Consider the following 21,539-nt stretch of genomic DNA (forward strand, 5'->3'; position numbering starts at 1 on the left):
TCATCAAGAGTGCACTTTTTTTTCGCCGTGACCGCTCACAGGGAGCGTGATGCTGATCCGCAACCCGCCTTTTTCGGGAAGCGCCGCGCTGATACTGCCGCCGTGGGCCACACATATCGCCCGCGCGATAGAAAGCCCCAGCCCGCTACCGCCGGAATGCCTGGCGCGGGAGGTTTCCGCGCGGGTAAAGCGATCAAACATGATCGGCAGAAAATCACTCTCCACCCCCGGCCCGTCATCCTCAAAATCGATCCGCCACGCGTTACCCGGCTTACTGAGTTGGATCGCAAGCTGGCCGCCCCGGCGACCATAGCGCAGCGCATTTTCCATCAGCACGATAAAGACCTGCCCCAGCCGGAACGCATCGCCGGTAAACAGCGAAGAGGAACGGGAGGTCAGCGACATAGCAATGCCTGCGGCATCAGCCTGTGGTTTCAGCCAGGCGAGCTGCTCAGCTAACAGATCTTCAAGCGACAGCGGCTGAAGATGAAGCGTCAGTTGACCGGCATCGGCCAGCGAGAGCAGATGCAGCTCATCCGTGAGGCGGCTCAGGTGCTGCAGTTGTTTCATCACCATACCCAGTTGTTGCTGGCTGGGCTCGAAGACGCCATCAAGCATCCCTTGCAGGCGACCAATGGCGGCCGTTAGCGGTGAGCGCAGTTCGTGGGCCATCGCAACGTGCGACGCGCGCAACTCCCGGTCGTAGCGCGCCAGCTGGCGGGTCATGTCGTTAAAATCGCTGACAAAACGCACCACTTCGGCGGGCGCATCCTTTACCAGATCCGCCTGGCGACCAAATTCGCCCTGGGTGACTTCATCGGCCGCTTCACGCAGGTGGCTGAACTGTAAAGAGAGTGGCCGGGCGTAACGTAGCCCCATAATCACAATAAAGGGGATCATCACCAGCACCAGTACGCCAACCATGATCCAGTCGGCCGAGGCAATGGACGGCTTCGAATAGCTTATCCCCCACCATGTATCGACAATCTCATGGAAACGCACCGGGTTCGCCTGCGGGTTCTCCAGCAGGGCGAGGAACTCAGCCTTCACCGCAGACGGCATATCATGCAAAACCCAGTAGTTTTGCACGGCATAACGCAGCCACATACACAGGGCAATGACGATAACCGTACCGACAGCCAGCGCGATGATGCGGGCGCAAATCCAGCGCCACAGCGATTGATGAGCCGGATTTTTCATGGCTGGCGGAACCTGTATCCAATACCGCGCACATTCGCTAAAACGCCGGTAACGCCCGCGTTTTCCAGCTTTTTGCGCAAGTTGTAGACATGCGTATCGACCACGCGCTCCAGCGCTTCGCTCTCCGGCAAACAGTGTTCCAGCAAGTGCTGGCGGGAAAACGGCAATGTCGGGTGGCGCATCAGCGTTATCAGAATCGAAAACTCCGTTGGCGTCAGTTCCAGGCTGCGCACACTGTTCTCAGCCTGCGTTACCGTTGCGGTGATGGCGACGGCATCCACCTCCAGCGTTTGCCAGCGAAACACCTCGTCTTGCACGGCCGTGCGTTTACTGCGCCGCAGCACCGCCTGCACGCGCGCCACCACTTCGCCTGGGTGATACGGTTTCACCACATAATCATCGGCCCCGTATCGCAATGCCCCTATGCGCTCAGAGGTATCGCCCATAGCAGTGACCATGATCACCGGGACATCGCTAATGCGTCGCAGCGCCGCCAGCACCTCGGTGCCATTCATGCCCGGCAACATGATATCCAGTAAGATCAGATCGGGCTTCCAGCGCTGCGCCATTTCCAGCCCTGTCAGCCCATCGCCGGCCAGCGAAACCTCATAGTTTTCACGTCGCAGATAGGCTTCCAGTACGCCGGCCGCGTCCGCATCATCTTCAATCACAAGCACTCTACGGGATATCATTTGCTTACCTTGACCATTTCTTAATAATTCCCTGACCGTTTATTGATATGACCTGTCTATATTCCCCGTCAGGACATGGCGAACCTTCGCCGCAGCATACTATCCCACCCAGCGAGACGTGATGATGATAATGAGAAAAACCGTGTTGTATAGCGCCGGTCCACTGCTGGCCCTGTTTGCCGCCACGGCCAGGGCCGACGATACTTCTGCCGTGCAAAACGGAGTGACGGTGGGCATTGGCGGGGAGTATGCGCCGCGCTACAGCGGTTCAGACAAGCAACGTGTGCAGGTGGTTCCGCTGATTCAGGCCCGCGATAACGCGCTCTTTTTTGATTCGCAAAAAGGGCTCGGTTATGACCTGCAAACCGACAATGGTTTTTATCTGGAACATACGCTGGGTTATGCGTCAGGCCGCGCCGATCGTGATTCTGGCTGGCGGGACGGTGCAGAAAACTTAAAAGGCATGGGCAATATTGATGCCACGATAAATACCGCGCTGGCGGTTGGCTGGCAAGCCACGGACTGGCTGGTGCTGGAAAGCAAAGCCACCCTGCCACTTACCGATAGCCAGGGCGTGCAGTATCAGGCGTCCCTCACCTTGCTGCCGGTGCAGACCACCCGTGATACGCTGGCTTTCCAGTCTGCCGCGCTGTTTGGTGATAGCCGATATATGAATACGTTTTACGGTGTCAGCCACAAGCAAAGTTTGCGTTCCGGCTATGCGCGCTACCGCGCAGAACAGGGATTTTACGGGATCGATAATAGCCTGACGTGGAGCCATCAATTTGATGTCCACTGGGGAACATTGCTGAGCGCCAATTACACCTGGCTGAACGATCACGCGGCAGACAGCCCTATTGTTCTGCGCCGTAATGAAGGCTCAGCGGTGATTGCCATTACGTATACTTTTTAAAAGGTGCGGGAAAAGATGGACAAAAACGATTATCAGTTTCTGGCAAAAATATGGTTTGCCTGCGGTGTCGTTTACCTGGCGGCTTATCTGACCTATATCAGCAGCTAACCGTAAAAATGCGGTTGCAGTAGCCCTGGTGAATGCCGCGCTGGACACAGAACGCCGTGCGGCATACAAAAAGCGGCGCTATCTTTCGGGTTTGATGTATTTCTTATGCAATAATTCTGAAGTACTTACTCAGGTGATTATTTGTTTGCTGGCAATAAACATTGCCCTGTAAATCGGTGTGTTACGTTTTATTACCGCCATACATCTTATTTACGCTGTTCCTGCCTTCTGTGATATTTCTTTAATTTACGTTAACTATATCAATTTCATTCAAAAAAATTGCTGCATCAAAATTATACAATATATCAACGATCGATCACATCATAATTGATAGATATAAACTATTGCTTTTCATTTTTAATAAGATTTTAACGATCGATCCCTAATCAATACTTTTTCATGGCCGATAAAACGTAGATGCCGACCGCTATAGCGGCCAGGCATGCAGATAAAATTCACTAAGGAAAGACCATGGAAAATACAACAACGATCAGTAAACCAACGGGTATCAGTATCCGAAATAAGATAATGCTCTCCTTCGGCGTCTTATTATTGTTACTACTTTTTATTGCCGGGAATGCGATTTACCGGCTTGATGAGGCGAAGAATAAAATATCCAAGATTGTCACCGAAGATTATCCTACCACCGCATTGGGTAATAATTTAATTCGTGATGTTAATGGTTCAACAACGCTATTTCTTAATGCAATCATTGAAAAAGATGCCACCAAAAAAGCGCAGTTGATTACAGACCTTGCCGCCAGGTCTGAAAAAATAAGCGAACTTTATAAGCAACTGAATCAACAAGCCGATGATGCGGCTTCTCAGGCGCTGTTAGAGAAAATCACTGCCGCGCGCAGCCTCTATATTCAGTCGCGTAGCAAAGTGATGGGTAATATACAAACCGACCCTGATGCCGCCATCACCGAATATTCAACCCATACGCGTACTTACGAAAGCCAGTATGTAGAGAAGATCAATAGCTTTATCAGCCTGCAACGGGATGAAATGCAAACGTCATATACTGATTTTTTGCATGATTACAACGTGAGCCGCATGGTGTTGATCTTCATTACCCTTATCTGTTTTATATTCGGCATTATCATGGCAATCATGATTTCACGTGCCATTGTTGGTCCTATCAGGCATGCCGTTGATGCGGCGATCAGGATCGCGAAAGGCGATCTGGGCACTGAGATAAAAGTCACTTCTAAAGACGAAACGGGGCTGCTGACAGGCGCAATCGGCCACATGCAGGAGGAGCTGAAAAAAATTGTTCTGGAGATCCGCAGCGGCGCGGAAAATATCGCCACTGGCGCATCGCAGATCATGGCCGGCACACGCGATTTATCTGCCCGTACGGAAGAACAAGCGAGTTCCATTGAGCAAACTGCCGCTTCCATGGAGCAAATCTCCTCAACGGTTAAGAATACGGGCGATAACACGGCAAATGCGTCGCAGCTTTCTGCCAGAGCAAGTGATGCGGCGAAAGATAACGGTAAATTGATGAGCTCGCTGACTCAGGAAATTCACAACATCAGCAGCTCGGCGGACAAAATGTCTGACATCATTAACCTGATTGATTCTATTGCGTTCCAGACCAATATCCTCGCGCTTAACGCCGCGGTTGAAGCGGCACGCGCAGGTGAACACGGCAAAGGGTTTGCCGTGGTGGCGCAGGAAGTTCGCAATCTGGCGCAGAAAACGGCGAACTCGTCGAAAGATATTCGTGCGCTGATTGAAAACTCGACGCAGCAGAGCGTGCGCGGCCTGGAAATGGTGCGCCAGGTGAACGGTAAAATGGACGAAATGGTCGAGAACGTGGATAACGTCTCCAGCATTCTGAAAGAGATCGAACAAGCGAGCCTCGAACAGAGTGATGGTGTACAGCAAATCAATATTGCGATTGGTCAGATTGATACCACGACCCAGCAAAATGCGGCGCTGGTCGAAGAGTCGGTTGCCGCGTCTGAAATGCTCAACGAGCAAGCCAGAGTGATGAAAGATTTGGTAAGTGTGTTCAGGGTCCCGGCGAGTGTCTGATCCTGCGCGTATGCGATTCGCAGGGAACACTGTCGTGATAAATACGTCGCCGTAAAGCGGCGACATACGCAACAATATCGTCGGCTGGGTTCTTGCCAGCCGACGTAAACGTCAGCAACGATGTCGCCAATCATTCCCACGCGGATGAGACGTCGCCGTACTTTCCATCTGCGCGCCAGAGGATAATGTCAAAGGTTTCCAGAAAGGCTCTCTTTTATCCCCCTTTTTACTCGCAAATCAAAACTTCCCACATGCTTTTTACGTCGAGTATTTACGGTAATGGCTAACGCGTGCCGCGACATTTAATACAGTTTGAAACTCATGGCCAGGCGTGTACGGCAAAGGTTTGTGCCATCTTGCTACCGGGCAGTTCGATCGAAAGAACGGAGAATATACTGTAAAAACAGTCAATAAAATGTTCGTAGACGCCCTTCTTTTTACAGGTTCAACGCACGACCCCCTGAAACTGTTACTATTTCCAGTGACACTCCAGGCCACAAACCGTCCGGATAAAGTCGCACAGGGCTTGCGCGCCTTCGGCAATGGTTGGAAAGTCAGTCGAATGGTAGATACCTTGTCCATCAGCGCCGAACAGATGCCGATATTCCGGCTTAACATCCACGGAAGTGAACCGCATCAACGTCTCGCGGTTGCAACGAATGCGATAGCCATTTTTATAACGCTGTAGCATATGCACGCCGGTCGTCGTGTTACCGGTGCTTCTTGCAATATTTAACATATGAGCATCTCCTCAATGCGCGAAAAATAATAACGTCCACTTTACTCATTTATAAATTTTCTATTTTCCTGCTTTTTTTGCAGCAAGTAATCCGGTGTTGTGCGCCTGGTTATTAAGCCAGTGGTTTTAAAATGATATTGATAGCGGCCATCAATATAGAACGGCAACTCAATAATAGCCTTGTGGCTACTGCGTACATCCAGATAAGCAAACAGCTGGTAAATGGCCAGATCAGGGCAGAAAGAACGATTGTCATCACTGCATATCTTTCCGTTATAGCGACTGATTCCGTCGTCGTCATATTTCGCCGCGATTTCACCGCCTTCTACAGGGAGTGTTAATTGACCGTCTGAAACGTAATACATAATTTTCGGGTCGCTAATCACGCCTTCTTTTTCCTTCTGCATAACCAGAATCGTCGCCTTTGCTTCTTTATAGGGAGGCGAAAGTTTTGCGACATCCTCAGACTCCAGCGTATACAGATACGTTTTTTCACCTCGCATTTCGTCGTTATCTTCTGCTACTTTCCATTTACCAGGCATCGCTGTCTCAAGGTAGGCATTTGCGACAGCATAATAGGCATCCACTCTGCTATTCGTTTCTTTTATTTCCACGTCAGGTTGCATAGCATTTTCAAAAGCAGCCAACAATGGCGCGGTTTTTAATTTGACGAGAGGCTCCGAGGTGCCGGTATCCAGTTTCTTAAGTTCAGGGAGATATTTCGCCCGATATGTTTCACGATACATTGATACGCACTTAGCGTCTTTGGCTACCGCCATTTCATAGTTTTCTAATGCAGCCTTCGTCAGGATCATAAGCTGCTGACCATCGCGAATTTCAACACTATCCATATCCATGGTTGCAGGGCATTTACTTGCAGTGGTTTTAGGTGCTGCACTTGCGCTAAAGCTGGCGCTGGCCGCAAGCAGCATGGCTGATGCGTAGGTTATTTTTTTGATCATGATTCATTCCTGTATGTATTTATTATCTGTTTGAGTTGCGCCTGTATCTCGCCTCAAACATCCACATATGAATGTTTGAGGCGTTCATTACGCGCAAGATCCGATTCATTCGACCCCGCTCGCAAACCAACACGCCCTGGCTCGCGGCAAGAGAGCGCTTCAATGCATTTGCATCAGGCAGCAATGAGATTTTCCCTAGGGGGAACAGTCTATTTTTACCCGCATTCAGGCACCAGTTTTTAGTGATACTTTTTCGCTAAATTCTTTGCTACTTCAAACATTTCCTGAATATGGCGCGCTGCGCCTCTTGATCAGTGACTGAATTTAGCAATACTGTATATAAATACAGTTAACCGGATTCATCATCATGCAGTTCATCCCATCGACCGAGAGTGATTACATCGTTCCCCTTCCGCTCTTTACTGAGCGCGTTCCCTGTGGGTTCCCAAGTCCGGCTCAGGATTATGTCGAAGAGCGGCTTGATTTAAACAAACTGGTCGTTAAACACCCCAGCGCGACTTACTTTGTCAGGGTCAGCGGGGATTCGATGATCGGTGCAGGGATTGGCGATGGTGATTTGCTGGTGGTTGATCGCTCATTGACCGCCGGGCACGGTGACATTGTTGTTGCGGCGGTTGCGGGTGAGTTCACGGTGAAGGAGTTGCGGACCCGCCCTGTTCTCCAGCTCATCCCGCATAATGTTCATTATGCGCCGATTGTTTTCCAGGCTGAGGAAGAGTTGCAGATCTTCGGCGTCGTAACATTTACCTTGAAGTCAAACCGACATGTTCGCGCTTGTTGATGTGAATAACTTCTACGCCTCCTGTGAGACGCTGTTTCGCCCGGATCTTCAGGGGAAACCCGTGGTTGTCGTGTCCAACAACGATGGGTGCATTATTTCGCGATCGCGTGAAGCAAAGACGCTGGGCATCGACATGGCGGCGCCTTATTTTAAGATCAAAGATGAGCTTCATCGTCAGAACGTTACGGTATTTAGCTCAAATTATGCGCTGTATGCCGACCTCAGCAATCGGGTTATGTCGACGCTGTCTGAAATCACCCCCGCCGTTGAGCTTTATTCGATTGATGAAGCTTTTATCGATCTGTCTGGCGTATCAAACTGTATTTCACTTGAGGCATTCGGCCACCAGATCCGTAATCAGATCCTGAAAAATACTGGGCTGACAACGGGCGTTGGCATTGCTCCCACGAAAACCCTCGCCAAGGTGGCCAACTACGCCGCCAAAAGATGGGCCAGCTACGGTGGCGTTGTGGATATTTCCTCCCGGGAGCGGCAACGTAAGTTACTGTTTCACGTGCCGATACAGGAGGTCTGGGGCGTGGGACGTCGCATCAGTAAAAAGCTGGCGTTAATGGGCATTGAAAATGCGCTGCAACTTGCCGACAGTTCAACCTGGGTTATCCGTAAACACTTTAATGTTGTGCTGGAACGTACCGTGCGGGAACTGCGCGGCGAATCATGCCTGGCATTTGATGAGTTTCCCCCAACTAAGCAGCAAATTATTTGTAGCCGCTCTTTTGGCAAGCGAATCACGCAGTATGCCGATATGCATCAGGCCATATGCGCCTATGCTGAGCGCGCGGCAGAGAAGTTACGCGCTGAACATCAATTCTGCCGCTTCATCAGCGTTTTTATTCGTACCAGCCCACATGCGGATAATCATATTTACTACGGAAACCAGGCATCCGTGACGTTGATGACGCCGACCAATGATACGCGCGACATTATCCGTGCCGCGACAGGCTCGCTGGATCAGATATGGCGGGAGGGGCATCGCTATATGAAGGCTGGCGTAATGCTTTCGGATTTTTTCAGCAGCGGCGTGGCCCAACTCAATTTATTTGATGAAAACCGCCCGCACGCGAACAGCGCGGTGCTGATGGAAACCATTGATCGTTTAAATACGTCGGGGAAAGGAAGCGTCTGGTTTGCAGGGCAAGGAACAGAAAAAAGCTGGGCGATGAAACGCGAAATGCTTTCCCCCGCCTATACAACCCGCTATTCCGATCTGCCTGTCGTGAAATAAAAACTGAACAGAAGCATAACCGGCAGCGGTTTTCATTAACAAATGCGCCATCAGACTGGCGCATTTGTCATATCAGGCGTGCTTATGCGTGGCTGTACTCTTTTACCAGTTGGCGCAGATCCAGTTCAGAGGAGTAATCCACATCCGGCATTGAAAAACCATTCAGCGCGTAAAACTCGGCGAGATACCCGGCGAAGTCGCCAACGGTTTTAAAGTTCTCGGTGGTGACCCGTTTTCTTAGCCGCTCCACGGCTTGCTGGACATCCGGGCGCAGCTCGAAATCATCAAGGCGGATCCGCCGCTCGTCATCCGTTACGACGTTGCCCATTGGCGGGTAAAGGTGGTTCAGCATCAGCCTGTGCATCTGCTCAATACAGGTTTCATGCAACCGCTTCTGCTTCATTACCTTGTACAGCAACGTAATATATAACGGAAACATGGGGATAAACGCGCTGGCTTTGGTCACCAGCGCTTTGCAGATCACCGCGTAGGCATGGCCATTAATGCGTTGTAGCTGCGCGTCAAGATCATCAGCGGTGGCGTGCAAATGGGCTTTTGCAGCGCCTAATGCGCCCTCTTTATAGAGCGGCCACGTTGATTTCGGGCCGGTATAAGAGTACGCCACTGTTTTGAACCCTTCAGCCAGCACACCGGCCGCCGATAACATATCAACCCAGCGTTGCCAGTCTTCACCGCCCATCACTTTTACCGTATCGGCAAGTTGTTGTTCGGTCACCGGTTCCAGCGTCTGGTTCACCATCTGGCGGGTTTCCAGGTCAAACCCTGGGCCGGAAAAGGCTTGCCCGCGCACGCCAAGCGTCGAGGTGTAGCGCGTACCATCCGGGCAAACACGCACGCCAGAGGCAACCGAATAGACAAGCAGGTCGATGCTGCCGCCAAACTCCTGCTTGATGTACTCAATCACGTCGTTGCGGGTCGTATCGGAAAAAGCATCCGCGATAAAATTTTTCGCGATAAGCCCTTTCTCATGCGCCCGGCGACGGAAAAAAATATTGTTATACCATCCGGCGCTACCGATACCTTTTTCGCCCGGGCTTTTTTCAAAGGAAACGCCAATCGTATCGGCACCGCCACCAAAGGCCACCGCGATGCGTGAGGCCAGCCCATATCCGGACGAGGCACCAATCACCAGCACCTTTCGCGGACCATAAATTTCCCCATGTGATTCAACATATTTTATTTGTTTATCAATGCCCTGGCGTAAACCTTCCGGGTGGCAGTTTTTAGCGACATTACCTTGAATAATGAGCTCCATCAGTTCACCTCCTCCACAAGCGCTTTTTCTCGTGGGGGTAAAACGACAGCTTCACCGATAATAACCTGATCGCCATGCTGATTGGTGCATGTGGTTTTGAGTCGTACCCGGTTTTTTTCGCAATTAATCGCGATAACTTCCGCCGTCGCTGTAATCGTATCGCCAATAAATGTTGGCTTAATAAACTTGAGATCCTGTCCAAGATAAATAGAGCCATTACCTGGTAATTTATTAGCAATTACCGCTGATATTAGCCCACTCACCAAAATACCATGCACCACGCGTTGTCCAAATATACTTTCCCGCCCGGCACTCTCATCCAGATGAACAGGATTGGTGTCGCCAGAGGCCAATGCAAACTCTACGACATCATTATCCGTCAATGTTTTTTTAAACTCTGCACACTGACCAACATGCAAATTGTGGATTGTATTAACCATAAAGCACACATCCTTTCTGATATATTGTGGAGGAGTTAACGGAAATATTTAGAGAAACAACTAATAGTGTAAATATATGCCTGCTTCATCCAATCCCGTCAAGACCTGGTGAATACTCATAACAAAGAGAGTGGCGTTATTTTTCTTTTTCAGGTGTATCACGTTGCTGAGTTATTCCTTAAATTACCTCTTACGCCTGGCCCAGGCATCAAGCCTGACGTCCAGCGCCAACGCTGTATCGCCTGGAAAAATCATCATTATCAGCCAGATAAAACCAGCATCGATAAGAAAGATCTGCATATACATCTTATTAATGATTAAGAAACAGATCATATATTAAATAGTAATAACAAATAAAAACAAAATCACAACCAAAAAGGATTAAGGTCAAATACAGAAAAATAAGAACCGTTATAACTACCACATTAAAATTAACACCTTTTAAGCATTGACGCATATCAATACAACGTAAAAGCCTCAGCGCATTAATAGTTGAATCGTTTAAATAAAAAGGTAATACAAATGAAGGACACGGATATTGTCGTTCTTGATTGTGCAAGAACTGCCATCGGCGTACTGAATGGATCGCTGGCTGAAATCAGCGCACCGCAATTAGGCGCGACGGTGATTAAAGCACTTCTGGAAAAAACGGGGATTGCAGTAAAAGAGATCGATGAAGTTATTATCGGCCAGGTCCTTACCGCAGGAAGCGGGCAAAACCCGGCTCGCCAGACGTTAATTCAGGGGGGTATTCCTACCGATGTTCCGGCGCTGACAATTAATAAAGTATGTGGTTCGGGGTTAAAAGCGCTGCAACTGGCATGGCAGGCGCTGAAATGTGGTGATGCCGAATTAATTATTGCCGGAGGGCAAGAAAGTATGAGCCAGTCGCCACATGTTTTACCCCATTCACGCAGCGGCATGAAAATGGGTAACTGGCCAATGCAGGACAGCATGGTGAAGGATGGCCTCTGGGATGCCTTCCATGATTACCACATGGGGATCACCGCCGAGAATGTGGCAGAAAAATATGCGATCACTCGTGAAGAACAGGATGCTTTCGCCCTTGCGTCACAACACAAAGCGGCGATCGCGCTGGAGACGCATCATTTTGCCAGCGAAATTGTTCCGGTTGACATCACCCGGCCTCGTAAAGAACCCGTCCTGTTTGATACCGATGAATTCCCCCGTCCGCAAACATCGCGTGAAGGCTTAGCCAAACTCCGCCCAGCGTTTAAAACTGACGGCACAGTCACCGCCGGTAATGCCTCTGGCGTTAACGATGGTGCGGCAATGGTTATACTGGCAACGGCAAAAAAAGCGCGCGAGCTGGGGATCGCACCGCTGGCCAGAATCGTGGCGTTTGGTACGTCAGGCGTGTTGCCAGAAATAATGGGAACCGGGCCCATCACGGCGTCTCGTCATGCGCTGTCCAGGTCGAACTGGCAGGTTGATGACCTGGATCTTATCGAAGCCAATGAGGCCTTCGCCGCTCAGGCCATCGCCGTCAACCGGGAAATGGGCTGGGATCTCTCGAAAGTGAATGTCAATGGTGGTGCGATTGCACTCGGTCACCCTATCGGTGCATCCGGCACGCGAATTTTCGTCTCTTTGCTCCATGAAATGCAGCGCAGAAAAAGCAAAAAAGGTCTGGCGACGCTGTGTATTGGCGGTGGTATGGGTATCGCCGTCACTGTCGAAATGGAATAACGCCGCGATTCAGAATGTTATTTAACGTGAGGAAATGATGATGGGTAAAGTTGCGCTTGTAACGGGTGGGATCCGCGGTATCGGTGGAAAAATCAGCCTTCGCTTTCTGCTGGAGCATTACCAGGTTATCGCGATTGATACGGATGAGGAAAGACTGAAAGCGTGGGTCGAAGTCCAGCGAGCAGCAGGGTTTACCAAAGCCGATGCTATTCGTTGCGACGTCAGCGATTATGCGCAGTGCCAGGACGCGGTCGGCACGCTGCTTAAACAGTATGGACACATTGATATTCTGGTGAACAACGCGGGTATTACCCGCGATGCGACCTTCAAAAAAATGGATAAATCACAATGGGATGCGGTTATTCAGGTCAACCTGAACAGCATGTTCAACATGACCAAACCCGTGCTGGATAACATGCTGGCAAACCAGCGCGGGCGCATCATTAATATGTCGTCGATAAATGGCCAGAAAGGACAGTTTGGTCAGGCGAATTATTCGGCCGCCAAAGCCGGTGTGCATGGTTTTACGAAAGCGCTGGCGCAGGAAGTAGCACGTAAAAATATTACCGTTAATACCATCTCCCCAGGTTATATCAACACCGAAATGATGCAGGCCATTCCTACCGATGTGCTGGAGGCGATTGTGGCGCAAATTCCGGTGGGTCGTCTCGGCGAAGCGGATGAAATCGCCGAACTGGTTATGTATCTGGTCAGTGATAAGGCCGGGTTTATTACCGGCTCCAATATCGCCATTAACGGCGGGCAGCATATGTATTAAGGACATGTCATTGACGGGCCTCACCAGCGATCATCTAGTGAGGCGACATTGGGAACTCGGGATATTTTTATCATGCTTGAAAAGTTAAGTTCGTTTGTTGAGCTTGCGCGCAGTAAAAGGCCGAAAATAGTTGCCGTTGCCGCAGCAGAAGATTCTCATGCACTCGAAGCCATTAAATGGATCAGAAATGACGGGCTGGCAGAGGCAATTCTGATTGGTTGCCGGGATAAAATAATCTCGCTCGCTGAAAACCTTAAATTTGATATCAGCCATGTCGAAATAATTGATCTTCCGGATAAAACAGAAGCCTGTAAAGAAGCGGTGAGAGTGGTCAAATCAGGGCAAGCCGATATTTTAATGAAAGGTCTTGTCGATAGCGCCATTTATTTACGCGCAATTTTAAATAAAGAGACCGGCATAGCGGCATCAAGGCTTGTCACGCAATTAGCGTTCATCGAAAGCCCGCATTATCACAAGCTATTTGCTATTACCGATGCCGGAATCACGATTACACCTGACCAGCGAGATAAAGCCACGATGATTGCTCAGTCGGTTAATGTCCTGCACCAGGTTGGTATTGCGGTGCCCAAAGTCGCGCTGATTGCCGCCGTTGAGCATATCACGCCAGCCATCGCCGCTACCGTGGATGCCGCGGCGCTAAGCGGCATCGCTTATGATAATTGTATTGTTGAAGGTCCGCTGTCCATCGATCTGGCGTTTAATAAAGAATCCTGCCGACATAAAGGGTTGCACTCCCAGGTGGGCGGCGATATTGACCTCGCCGTCCTTCCGGATATCAACAGCGCCAATGTATTTTATAAAACGGTAATGCAGCTTGGCGGAGCATTGAGCGCAAGCACACTGACGGGAACAGCAAAACCGGTTGTATTTACCTCGCGATCAGACACAGCGAAAACAAAATATTTTGCTATTGCTTGTGCGATTTCTCAATGCAAGGACTGATTATGTATATTTTGGTAATAAACCCAGGCTCAACATCGACGAAAATCGCGGTATATAACAACCGCACACAGCTTATTTACCGCACCTTTAACCATGATGAAAAAGAGATGGCAGCTTTTTCCACGATGCTGGATCAAAAAGCGTTTCGCAAACAGATAATTCTCGACATATTGCAGGAGCATGGTTTTCGCTTAAATGACATTGATATATTTATCGGTCGGGGTGGCCTGGTGCGTCATTTGCAAAGCGGCGTTTATCGTATTAATGACGACTATATTCACGATGCCAGTGTAGGTCTGAACGGTGAACATGCTTCTAATCTGGGAGCCATCCTGGCCTGGGAATTCGCGCGGGCGGTAAATAAAGAAGAGATGGCTTATACCGTTGATCCTGTCGTCGTCGATGAATATGACCCGATAGCAAAGATATCCGGAATACCGGAAATTTCACGCGTTGGCGCTTTTCACGCGCTGAATCAGAAAGCAGTCGCGTATCGTTATGCCACGGAAACAAACCGCTCCTATTCCGCGCTTAAATTGATCGTTGCCCATTTAGGTGGCGGTATCAGCGTAGGCGCTCACCGCAATGGTCGTATTGTGGATGTAAATTCAGCCCTGGGCGGCGATGGACCATTCTCGCCGGAACGCGCAGGCCGCCTTCCCAGCTATGAATTATTAAAGCTGTGCTTTTCCGGGCAGTACACGTATGCGCAATTGAAGAAGAAGTTGATTGGCGAAGGCGGTGTATATGGTTATCTGGGAACCAAGGATATCCGCGACGTTGAACAACAGATTATGGATGGGAATAAAAAGGCGCGGGACATTCTGGAAGCCATGGCTTACCAGATAGCCAAAGAGATCGCCTCATGCGCCGCCGTACTGGAGGGATGGGTCGATGCCATCATCATTACCGGCGGCATTGCCTATAACAGAAGAATTGTCGAATTTATTCGTCAGCGCGTCAGTTTTATTACACCTGAAATCGTCGTTTATCCAGGTGAGGATGAGATGTTCGCGCTGGCCGATGGCGTACTGGCAGCGATGGAAGGTCAAAGGGAGTTAGTCGAATACTAAAGAGGTATAAACGATGGATAAAAAGAGTATTGCATTATTTCCAAATCACATCACCGTGACAAAACCTAATGACAGTGTATGCCTGCACATTAATTTCAATGATGGGCGGGAGGATATTTCAATTGAGCTGAGTAAAACGGAGGCAGAACATCTTTCACACGCGCTGGGTAACCAGCAAAATGAAATTCTTATTGCGGCCGAATATGCCGATTAAAAAACAACGGGAACCTTTCTGGTTCCCGCTTTTTATTTATCATTCGCAAGCTAATTTCCCGCCACCACTGCGTTCTTCAACGACTGCGTTTTGCATGCCGTTCCCAGTTATCCTGCTTCGCCTGCTCAGACTTGCGGATCGCGACATAGCAAGCACCGCTTCCGCCGTGGTGCGGCAGCGCGGTGCAAAACGCCTGAACCTCATCAAATTCAGGCAACCAGCGCGCCAGATAACTCCGGATGATATTCGCATGCGAACCCTCTTCACGCGCTTTACCATGAATGATAAGCACATTGCGTAGCCCGTCCTGGCGCGCATGGTACATAAAACGAAACACCCTTTGCCGGCACTGCTCGATCGGTTGGTGCAGTAAGTTCAGGCTTGCCTGTTGACCATATTTCCCCTGGCGTAATTTATCAAGCACCCCTTGTTGCAGGCCTTCTCGTTTGAACTCCAGCGGTGAATCAAGCGGCACGATATCAAGAAAACCGGTGGTCAGAAAGTTGTCGAGTTGCAGAGTGTCGACGCGTTGTAACGTGCGCGAATTGCGGCTCGGTTGCCAGTGCACATCAGCACCGCGCTTCAGGGGTTGGACATCTTCCATGGCGTCAAGGAAAAGCGATTTGTCGTCAGGGTTCATTAGGCAGTCCTCCAGCTACTTCTGCCTCCGTACTATAGCTGGCAGGGCCTGCGCTCACAATGCCTGGTGCCAAATTGGCGTTTGCACAGGCAAAAGATAATCGCGAGGAGTTCTCCTGGATGATATTCCAATAACATTACTCTTAGTCATGTTATAAAAAACTTAGCTTAAGAAAAATTAATATTCTGAATTTCAGTTAAATTATCGTGAAATCAATCACCAATTCTGACTGGAAATATAATGAAGGAACGCTATAACTATATTTACCGCGCAAGGATGAAAATGCATAAAATAACGATCGGATGCGCTGCTGTGTGTACTGTAGAGCCTGACGGATGTCGGCAGGCTCTATTTTTTTATTTGCGAAATAAGCGCAATATATCATCTATTACATAATGCGTACTTCGCTGGCTATTATTTCACCAGCTTATTTCTTTTACTCTCAATATAAGCCCTTTCGGGGTATAGCAGCCTTTCGGTACGTTTGGTAAATTGCGCCATTGCCCAGTGAAAAGGATGCCAGATGCTGACCTTACTTGAAGATAATATTTCCACACCGCTTGGCCCGCTTTGGGTGCTGTGCGATGAACAATTTCAGCTTCGCGCGGTTGAATGGGAAGAACACAGCGATCGGATGGTTGAGTTACTGAATATCCACTATCGCCGGGAAGGTTACCAGCGAGTGGCGGCGCATAATCCGGGCGGGTTAAGCCAAAAATTGCAGGACTATTTTGACGGCGATCTGGCCGTGATTGAAACCCTGCCGACGGCAACTGCCGGCACGCCTTTTCAGCGCGAAGTATGGCAAGCGCTACGCACTATCCCCTGTGGCCAGGTAATGCATTATGGTCAACTGGCGGTAAAACTGGGGCGTGCAGGTGCGGCGCGCGCGGTCGGCGCAGCGAATGGTTCAAATCCGGTGAGTATTGTCGTGCCCTGCCATCGCGTTATCGGCAGTAACGGCATGATGACGGGATATGCGGGCGGCGTGCAGCGAAAAGAGTGGTTACTGCGCCATGAAGGGTATCTTCTATTGTGAGAAAAAACGCATATTTAGCGTTCTTTTCACCTCCTTTTGTGGTAAAAGCCTTAGCGAAATGATGGAATTTCAAAGAGATGGTGCAATGTCATCTCTTTTCATTTCTGCCTCCCGTTTTATTAATCGTGAATTGACGTTTTACCAGGCTTACGCGCCCAATAAAAAGATGTTAAAATTGACCAATATCAATTACGGCGTTGAGCAGACCTATGATCCCGGAAAAGCGAATTATACGACGCATTCAGTCTGGCGGTTGCGCAATCCATTGCCAGGATTGCAGCATTAGCCAGCTTTGCATCCCCTTTACTCTGAATGAACATGAGCTGGATCAGCTCGATAACATCATTGAGCGTAAAAAGCCCATCCAGAAAGGTCAGACCTTGTTCAAAGCCGGGGATGAATTGAAATCCCTTTACGCTATCCGCTCCGGTACGATCAAAAGCTACACCATTACCGAACAGGGCGATGAGCAGATCACCGGTTTCCATTTGGCGGGTGACCTGGTGGGCTTTGATGCCATCGGTACCGGCCATCATCCGAGCTTCGCACAGGCGCTTGAAACATCCATGGTCTGTGAAATCCCGTTCGAAACGCTGGATGATCTCTCGGGCAAAATGCCAAATCTGCGTCAGCAAATGATGCGTCTGATGAGCGGCGAGATCAAAGGCGATCAGGATATGATCCTGCTGTTATCGAAGAAAAATGCAGAAGAACGCCTGGCGGCGTTTATTTATAACCTCTCACGCCGTTTCGCGCAGCGCGGTTTCTCGCCGCGTGAATTCCGCCTGACGATGACGCGTGGCGATATCGGCAACTATCTGGGTCTGACGGTGGAAACCATCAGCCGTCTGTTAGGCCGTTTCCAGAAGAGCGGCATGCTGGCGGTGAAAGGTAAATATATCACCATTGAGAATAGCGACATGCTGGCGCAACTGGCTGGTCATGCGCGCAACGTTGCCTGAGTTTTCCCCCGCTTGATCTCTCCTTTGCCGGGTCATTAAATTTATCTGATTTATTGATCTGGCGAAGGCTTTCCCCTGTTTCATTCAGCACTTATGGGTTATCTTTTACTGACAGACTGTGGTGACAGATGTAAGGAGACCCTGTATGGCTAAGTATCAGAATATGTTGGTCGCCATCGATCCCAATCAGGACGATCAGCCAGCGTTACGACGTGCTGTGTATTTGCATCAACGGATTGGCGGCCGCATTAAAGCGTTTTTGCCCATCTATGACTTCTCTTACGAAATGACCACCCTTCTGTCCCCTGACGAGCGTACCGCAATGCGCCAGGGCGTCATCAGCCAGCGCACCGCGTGGATCCGCGAGCAGGCGAAATATTATATCGATGCGGGTGTACCGATCGAAATCAAAGTGGTCTGGCACAATCGTCCCTTCGAAGCCATCATTCAGGAAGTTCTGGCGGGCGGACACGATTTACTGCTGAAGATGACCCACCAGCATGACAAACTGGAATCCGTTATTTTTACACCGACCGACTGGCATCTGCTACGTAAATGCCCGTGCCCGGTATGGATGGTAAAAGACCAGCCCTGGCCAGAAGCCGGACGCGCGGTTGTCGCCGTCAACCTGGCCAGCGAAGAGATTTATCACAACTCGCTGAATGAAAAGCTGGTCAAAGAGACGCTGCATCTGGCCGAACAGGTAAACCATACTGAAGTTCATCTGGTTGGCGCTTACCCGGTGACACCTATCAACATCGCGATTGAACTGCCGGAATTTGATCCCAGCGTATACAACGACGCCATTCGCGGTCAGCACTTGCTGGCGATGAAAGCGTTGCGGCAGAAATTTGGCATTGATGAAAAACTCACGCATGTGGAGAAAGGGTTACCCGAAGAGGTGATCCCGGATCTGGCCGAACACCTGCAGGCCGGGATTGTCGTGCTTGGCACCATCGGGCGCACCGGGATCTCCGCCGCCTTCCTTGGCAACACCGCCGAGCAGGTTATTGATCACCTGCGCTGCGATCTGTTGGTCATTAAACCGGATGATTACCAGACGCCTGTTGAGCTGGACGACGAAGAAGACGACTAAACTAGCAACCCGCCGCAAGGCGGGTTTTTTTATACCGCCGTTTGTTCCTCTTGTGGTTCAACGGGCGGCGTTTCAACAGCCACTCCCCCTTTCACCACGACGCACGGCAGCGCCAGTTCAATCCCCTCTGCGGCGAGATGTTCCATGATGCGGATATTGATTTCTTGCTGGATATCCATGTAGGTGTTGTAATCCGCCGAATTGACGATATGCACCACTTCAAAATTCAGCCGATCGGTGCCAAACCCGAGGAAGTGGGCACGGTCAAAACGCGTGTTGCCAACATCCGTGATGATGTTACGTACCATCTCGCCCACTTTACGCAGCTTCTCCGGTGGCGTAGTGATCGCCATACCAAAAGTGAAGACAATCCGCCGGGTCTGCATACGTTTGTAGTTATGAAGTGTTTGCTGAAGCAGGATGGCGTTACCGCAGACAATCTGCTCCCCACTCAGGCTACGGATACGCGTGGTTTTGAGACCAATATGTTCGATGGTGCCGGCCACATCGCCGAAAACGACAAAGTCGCCAATCTCAAAAGGTTTATCAAAACCAATGGAAAGCGAGGCGAAAACATCGCTGAGAATGGTTTGTACCGCCAGCGCGATGGCGATACCGCCCACGCCGAGGCTGGCGACCAGCGCGGTAATGTTGACCCCGACATTCGCCAGAATCGATAACAACATCATCGTCCAGAGCATCATGCGCAGCAGCAGACCGGCGATGACCATGGTGACCGGGTTTTTACTGGTATTGGGCGAGTACATCAAGTGACGCATCCACGATACCACGCCCTGATCAAGCCAGAGGGCGATTTGGATCGCCAGCACTAAAAACCAGGCGTGCCCGAGCGTGTTAAACAGGTGATCGGGGAGATCGACAAACCGCAGGCTGAAGAGTAACGCCGCCACAAAGAGCAGGAATTTGCTGGTGCGCCTGAGCATATCCACCACCACATGCTGCAGCCTGCCGACGCCGTTCTGCTTTTCACTCCAGTTGCGCGCGCCTTTCAGCACCATATTCAGTAAGTAGGTAAACAGCCAGTAGACAACCAGCGTAACGATAACCACCGTGGCAAGACCAATCCAGAATGATGGCTGCATCACTATGGATATGAAGTCAAAACGTGACAAAAACGTCATCCTTCCTCCTCATAAAAAACATGAAGATAAAAGTATAGACACTCTGCTTTCGTCTACGCGGACGAAAAAAAACCGCTCCGAAGAGCGGTTTTTTAAGCAATACGCATTACAGCGCTTTGAGGATAGCGTCGACGCTGGCTTTGGCATCGCCAAACAGCATCTGCGTGTTCTCTTTGAAGAACAAGGGGTTTTGCACACCCGCGTAGCCGGTATTCATGGAACGCTTGAACACAATCACGTTCTGCGCTTTCCACACTTCCAGCACCGGCATACCGGCGATCGGGCTCTTCGGATCATCCTGCGCCGCCGGGTTGACCGTGTCGTTCGCACCGATAACCAGCACGGTGTCGGTATCGGCGAAATCATCGTTGATTTCGTCCATTTCCAGCACGATGTCGTACGGCACTTTCGCTTCCGCCAGCAGCACGTTCATATGGCCCGGCAAACGTCCGGCAACCGGATGAATACCGAAACGCACCTTCACGCCGCGCGCACGCAGTTTTTCGGTGATTTCCGCCACCGGATACTGCGCCTGCGCCACCGCCATGCCGTAGCCAGGAGTGATGATGACCGAATGCGAGTTTTTCAGCAGTTCTGCGGTCTCTTCGGCATTGATTTCACGGTGCTCGCCCGCTTCTTCATCACTGCCGGTTGAAGAGCCATCGGTACCAAAACCACCGGCAATCACGCTGATAAAGGAGCGGTTCATCGCCTTACACATAATGTAAGAGAGGATCGCACCGGAAGAACCGACCAGCGCACCGGTCACGATCAGCAGGTCATTGCTAAGCATAAAACCCGCGGCTGCCGCTGCCCAACCGGAGTAGGAGTTCAGCATCGAGACCACAACCGGCATATCCGCACCACCGATAGAGGCCACCAGATGCCAGCCAAACACCAGTGCAATTATTGTCATCACCAGCAGCGCCAGTACTTGCAGACCGACACTTTCAGTGCGCACAAACACCAGCAGCAACAAGAAGGAAACCACCAGCGCCGCCAGATTCAGTTTGTGGCGATGCGGCAGCATCAGCGGCTTAGAAGAGATCTTCCCGCGCAGTTTACCGAAAGCGACAATAGACCCCGTGAAGGTCACCGCACCAATAAAGATGCCGAGGAACACTTCCGTCAGGTGAATATTCACCAGCACCGGATCCAGCCCCACCTCATGGTCGAGATAGCTGTTAAAGCCAACCAGTACCGCCGCCAGGCCGACAAAGCTGTGCAACACCGCCACCAGCTCCGGCATTTCGGTCATTTCCACTTTCTTCGCCAGGCGAATACCAATCGCGCCACCGATAATCATCGCCACTAGAATCCAGGCGACATTGCCGGTGTCCGGGCCAAAGATGGTTGCAATCAGCGCAATCGCCATCCCGGCGATACCAAAGTTATTTCCCTGCTGGGACGTTTCGTGTTTTGAAAGCCCCGCCAGGCTGAAAATAAACAGGATCGCGGCAACAATGTATGCAGCTGTAACTAATCCTCCAGACATCTGTTA

21 protein-coding genes are annotated in these 21,539 nt (G+C 50.4%); 12 read left to right on the forward strand and 9 right to left on the reverse strand.

Annotated elements, in window-relative coordinates; translation table 11 throughout:
- Positions 1–3: 3 nt before the first annotated feature.
- Entirely contained in the window at positions 4–1,200 is a 1,197-nt protein-coding gene (locus tag BN2591_RS04135) for a sensor histidine kinase (protein WP_086869281.1), read from the reverse strand.
- The gene (locus BN2591_RS04140; protein ID WP_086869283.1) at positions 1,197–1,892 is read right to left on the reverse strand and encodes a response regulator; all 696 of its coding nucleotides are present in this window, start codon (positions 1,890–1,892) and stop codon (positions 1,197–1,199) included. The genes BN2591_RS04135 and BN2591_RS04140 overlap by 4 nt, the downstream gene beginning before the upstream one ends.
- Before the next feature lie 124 nt (positions 1,893–2,016).
- On the opposite strand from BN2591_RS04140, the gene BN2591_RS04145 reads away from it, so the two are divergent.
- Together BN2591_RS04145 and BN2591_RS04150 are read left to right on the forward strand one after the other, a co-directional pair.
- Complete coding sequence (locus tag BN2591_RS04145) at positions 2,017–2,805, forward strand: MipA/OmpV family protein (protein WP_162842156.1); 789 nt, start codon at positions 2,017–2,019, stop codon at positions 2,803–2,805.
- 579 nt (positions 2,806–3,384) lie between these two features.
- On the forward strand, positions 3,385–4,956 hold the full coding sequence (locus BN2591_RS04150) for a methyl-accepting chemotaxis protein (protein ID WP_086869287.1): 1,572 nt from the start codon (positions 3,385–3,387) through the stop codon (positions 4,954–4,956).
- Between the two features lie 472 nt (positions 4,957–5,428).
- Here BN2591_RS04150 and BN2591_RS04155 read toward each other — a convergent pair whose 3' ends face one another.
- Complete coding sequence (locus BN2591_RS04155) at positions 5,429–5,695, reverse strand: hypothetical protein (protein WP_086869289.1); 267 nt, start codon at positions 5,693–5,695, stop codon at positions 5,429–5,431.
- 41 nt (positions 5,696–5,736) lie between these two features.
- On the reverse strand, positions 5,737–6,657 hold the full coding sequence (locus BN2591_RS04160) for a hypothetical protein (protein ID WP_086869291.1): 921 nt from the start codon (positions 6,655–6,657) through the stop codon (positions 5,737–5,739).
- Positions 6,658–7,024: 367 nt separating this feature from the next.
- Here BN2591_RS04160 and umuD point away from each other — a divergent pair, with 367 nt between their 5' ends.
- Complete coding sequence (gene umuD / locus BN2591_RS04165) at positions 7,025–7,459, forward strand: translesion error-prone DNA polymerase V autoproteolytic subunit (protein ID WP_086869293.1); 435 nt, start codon at positions 7,025–7,027, stop codon at positions 7,457–7,459.
- On the forward strand, positions 7,443–8,705 hold the full coding sequence (gene umuC, locus BN2591_RS04170; protein WP_086869295.1) for a translesion error-prone DNA polymerase V subunit UmuC: 1,263 nt from the start codon (positions 7,443–7,445) through the stop codon (positions 8,703–8,705). The genes umuD and umuC overlap by 17 nt, the downstream gene beginning before the upstream one ends.
- A gap of 82 nt (positions 8,706–8,787) precedes the next feature.
- On the opposite strand, the gene fabV is transcribed toward umuC, so the two are convergent.
- Both fabV and BN2591_RS04180 read right to left on the reverse strand, forming a co-directional pair.
- The gene (gene fabV / locus BN2591_RS04175) at positions 8,788–9,981 is read right to left on the reverse strand and encodes an enoyl-ACP reductase FabV (protein WP_086869297.1); all 1,194 of its coding nucleotides are present in this window, start codon (positions 9,979–9,981) and stop codon (positions 8,788–8,790) included.
- On the reverse strand, positions 9,981–10,421 hold the full coding sequence (locus BN2591_RS04180; protein WP_086869299.1) for a MaoC family dehydratase: 441 nt from the start codon (positions 10,419–10,421) through the stop codon (positions 9,981–9,983). Before BN2591_RS04180 ends, fabV begins: the two co-directional genes overlap by 1 nt.
- 522 nt (positions 10,422–10,943) lie before the next feature.
- On the opposite strand from BN2591_RS04180, the gene BN2591_RS04185 reads away from it, so the two are divergent.
- From BN2591_RS04185 to BN2591_RS04205, 5 genes are all read left to right on the forward strand, one after another.
- Positions 10,944–12,131, forward strand: a complete 1,188-nt coding sequence (locus BN2591_RS04185) for an acetyl-CoA C-acetyltransferase (RefSeq protein ID WP_086869301.1) — start codon at positions 10,944–10,946, stop codon at positions 12,129–12,131.
- 40 nt (positions 12,132–12,171) lie between these two features.
- A complete protein-coding gene (phbB, locus tag BN2591_RS04190) occupies positions 12,172–12,909 on the forward strand; it encodes an acetoacetyl-CoA reductase (protein ID WP_086869303.1) in 738 nt (245 codons plus the stop codon).
- 72 nt (positions 12,910–12,981) lie between these two features.
- Complete coding sequence (locus BN2591_RS04195; protein WP_086869305.1) at positions 12,982–13,872, forward strand: phosphate acyltransferase; 891 nt, start codon at positions 12,982–12,984, stop codon at positions 13,870–13,872.
- The gene (buk, locus tag BN2591_RS04200; protein ID WP_244172974.1) at positions 13,860–14,945 is read left to right on the forward strand and encodes a butyrate kinase; all 1,086 of its coding nucleotides are present in this window, start codon (positions 13,860–13,862) and stop codon (positions 14,943–14,945) included. Before BN2591_RS04195 ends, buk begins: the two co-directional genes overlap by 13 nt.
- 13 nt (positions 14,946–14,958) lie before the next feature.
- Entirely contained in the window at positions 14,959–15,159 is a 201-nt protein-coding gene (locus BN2591_RS04205) for a hypothetical protein (RefSeq protein ID WP_086869309.1), read from the forward strand.
- Positions 15,160–15,235: 76 nt separating this feature from the next.
- Here BN2591_RS04205 and smrA read toward each other — a convergent pair whose 3' ends face one another.
- Complete coding sequence (smrA, locus tag BN2591_RS04210) at positions 15,236–15,799, reverse strand: DNA endonuclease SmrA (protein WP_086869311.1); 564 nt, start codon at positions 15,797–15,799, stop codon at positions 15,236–15,238.
- Between the two features lie 523 nt (positions 15,800–16,322).
- Between smrA and ogt the strand changes: the two genes are divergently transcribed.
- From ogt to uspE, 3 genes are all read left to right on the forward strand, one after another.
- Positions 16,323–16,838, forward strand: coding sequence for a methylated-DNA--[protein]-cysteine S-methyltransferase (gene ogt, locus BN2591_RS04215; RefSeq protein ID WP_086869313.1), 516 nt, complete (start codon positions 16,323–16,325; stop codon positions 16,836–16,838).
- 209 nt (positions 16,839–17,047) lie between these two features.
- Complete coding sequence (gene fnr / locus BN2591_RS04220; RefSeq protein ID WP_016496244.1) at positions 17,048–17,800, forward strand: fumarate/nitrate reduction transcriptional regulator Fnr; 753 nt, start codon at positions 17,048–17,050, stop codon at positions 17,798–17,800.
- A 145-nt stretch (positions 17,801–17,945) separates the two neighbouring features.
- Complete coding sequence (gene uspE, locus BN2591_RS04225) at positions 17,946–18,896, forward strand: universal stress protein UspE (protein ID WP_086869315.1); 951 nt, start codon at positions 17,946–17,948, stop codon at positions 18,894–18,896.
- A 29-nt stretch (positions 18,897–18,925) separates the two neighbouring features.
- On the opposite strand, the gene BN2591_RS04230 is transcribed toward uspE, so the two are convergent.
- Together BN2591_RS04230 and pntB are read right to left on the reverse strand one after the other, a co-directional pair.
- Complete coding sequence (locus BN2591_RS04230; RefSeq protein ID WP_086869317.1) at positions 18,926–20,038, reverse strand: mechanosensitive ion channel family protein; 1,113 nt, start codon at positions 20,036–20,038, stop codon at positions 18,926–18,928.
- Between the two features lie 106 nt (positions 20,039–20,144).
- Entirely contained in the window at positions 20,145–21,533 is a 1,389-nt protein-coding gene (gene pntB, locus BN2591_RS04235; RefSeq protein WP_086869319.1) for a Re/Si-specific NAD(P)(+) transhydrogenase subunit beta, read from the reverse strand.
- Positions 21,534–21,539: the final 6 nt, after the last annotated feature.

Origin of the sequence: Kosakonia pseudosacchari, assembly GCF_900184035.1 — a bacterium.
Classification (GTDB): Bacteria; Pseudomonadota; Gammaproteobacteria; order Enterobacterales; family Enterobacteriaceae; genus Kosakonia; species Kosakonia pseudosacchari.

Bases quoted from the DNA above. Each gene is read 5' to 3' on its own strand.
- fnr (WP_016496244.1), top strand. From the start codon at position 17,048: ATGATCCCGGAAAAGCGAATTATACGACGCATTCAGTCTGGCGGTTGC.
- BN2591_RS04180 (WP_086869299.1), bottom strand. From the start codon at position 10,421: ATGGTTAATACAATCCACAATTTGCATGTTGGTCAGTGTGCAGAGTTT.
- BN2591_RS04150 (WP_086869287.1), top strand. From the start codon at position 3,385: ATGGAAAATACAACAACGATCAGTAAACCAACGGGTATCAGTATCCGA.
- ogt (WP_086869313.1), top strand. From the start codon at position 16,323: ATGCTGACCTTACTTGAAGATAATATTTCCACACCGCTTGGCCCGCTT.
- BN2591_RS04135 (WP_086869281.1), bottom strand. From the start codon at position 1,200: ATGAAAAATCCGGCTCATCAATCGCTGTGGCGCTGGATTTGCGCCCGC.
- umuC (WP_086869295.1), top strand. From the start codon at position 7,443: ATGTTCGCGCTTGTTGATGTGAATAACTTCTACGCCTCCTGTGAGACG.
- BN2591_RS04145 (WP_162842156.1), top strand. From the start codon at position 2,017: ATGATAATGAGAAAAACCGTGTTGTATAGCGCCGGTCCACTGCTGGCC.
- BN2591_RS04205 (WP_086869309.1), top strand. From the start codon at position 14,959: ATGGATAAAAAGAGTATTGCATTATTTCCAAATCACATCACCGTGACA.
- fabV (WP_086869297.1), bottom strand. From the start codon at position 9,981: ATGGAGCTCATTATTCAAGGTAATGTCGCTAAAAACTGCCACCCGGAA.
- uspE (WP_086869315.1), top strand. From the start codon at position 17,946: ATGGCTAAGTATCAGAATATGTTGGTCGCCATCGATCCCAATCAGGAC.
- umuD (WP_086869293.1), top strand. From the start codon at position 7,025: ATGCAGTTCATCCCATCGACCGAGAGTGATTACATCGTTCCCCTTCCG.
- pntB (WP_086869319.1), bottom strand. From the start codon at position 21,533: ATGTCTGGAGGATTAGTTACAGCTGCATACATTGTTGCCGCGATCCTG.
- BN2591_RS04185 (WP_086869301.1), top strand. From the start codon at position 10,944: ATGAAGGACACGGATATTGTCGTTCTTGATTGTGCAAGAACTGCCATC.
- BN2591_RS04155 (WP_086869289.1), bottom strand. From the start codon at position 5,695: ATGTTAAATATTGCAAGAAGCACCGGTAACACGACGACCGGCGTGCAT.
- BN2591_RS04140 (WP_086869283.1), bottom strand. From the start codon at position 1,892: ATGATATCCCGTAGAGTGCTTGTGATTGAAGATGATGCGGACGCGGCC.
- smrA (WP_086869311.1), bottom strand. From the start codon at position 15,799: ATGAACCCTGACGACAAATCGCTTTTCCTTGACGCCATGGAAGATGTC.
- BN2591_RS04230 (WP_086869317.1), bottom strand. From the start codon at position 20,038: ATGACGTTTTTGTCACGTTTTGACTTCATATCCATAGTGATGCAGCCA.
- BN2591_RS04160 (WP_086869291.1), bottom strand. From the start codon at position 6,657: ATGATCAAAAAAATAACCTACGCATCAGCCATGCTGCTTGCGGCCAGC.
- buk (WP_244172974.1), top strand. From the start codon at position 13,860: ATGCAAGGACTGATTATGTATATTTTGGTAATAAACCCAGGCTCAACA.
- phbB (WP_086869303.1), top strand. From the start codon at position 12,172: ATGGGTAAAGTTGCGCTTGTAACGGGTGGGATCCGCGGTATCGGTGGA.
- BN2591_RS04195 (WP_086869305.1), top strand. From the start codon at position 12,982: ATGCTTGAAAAGTTAAGTTCGTTTGTTGAGCTTGCGCGCAGTAAAAGG.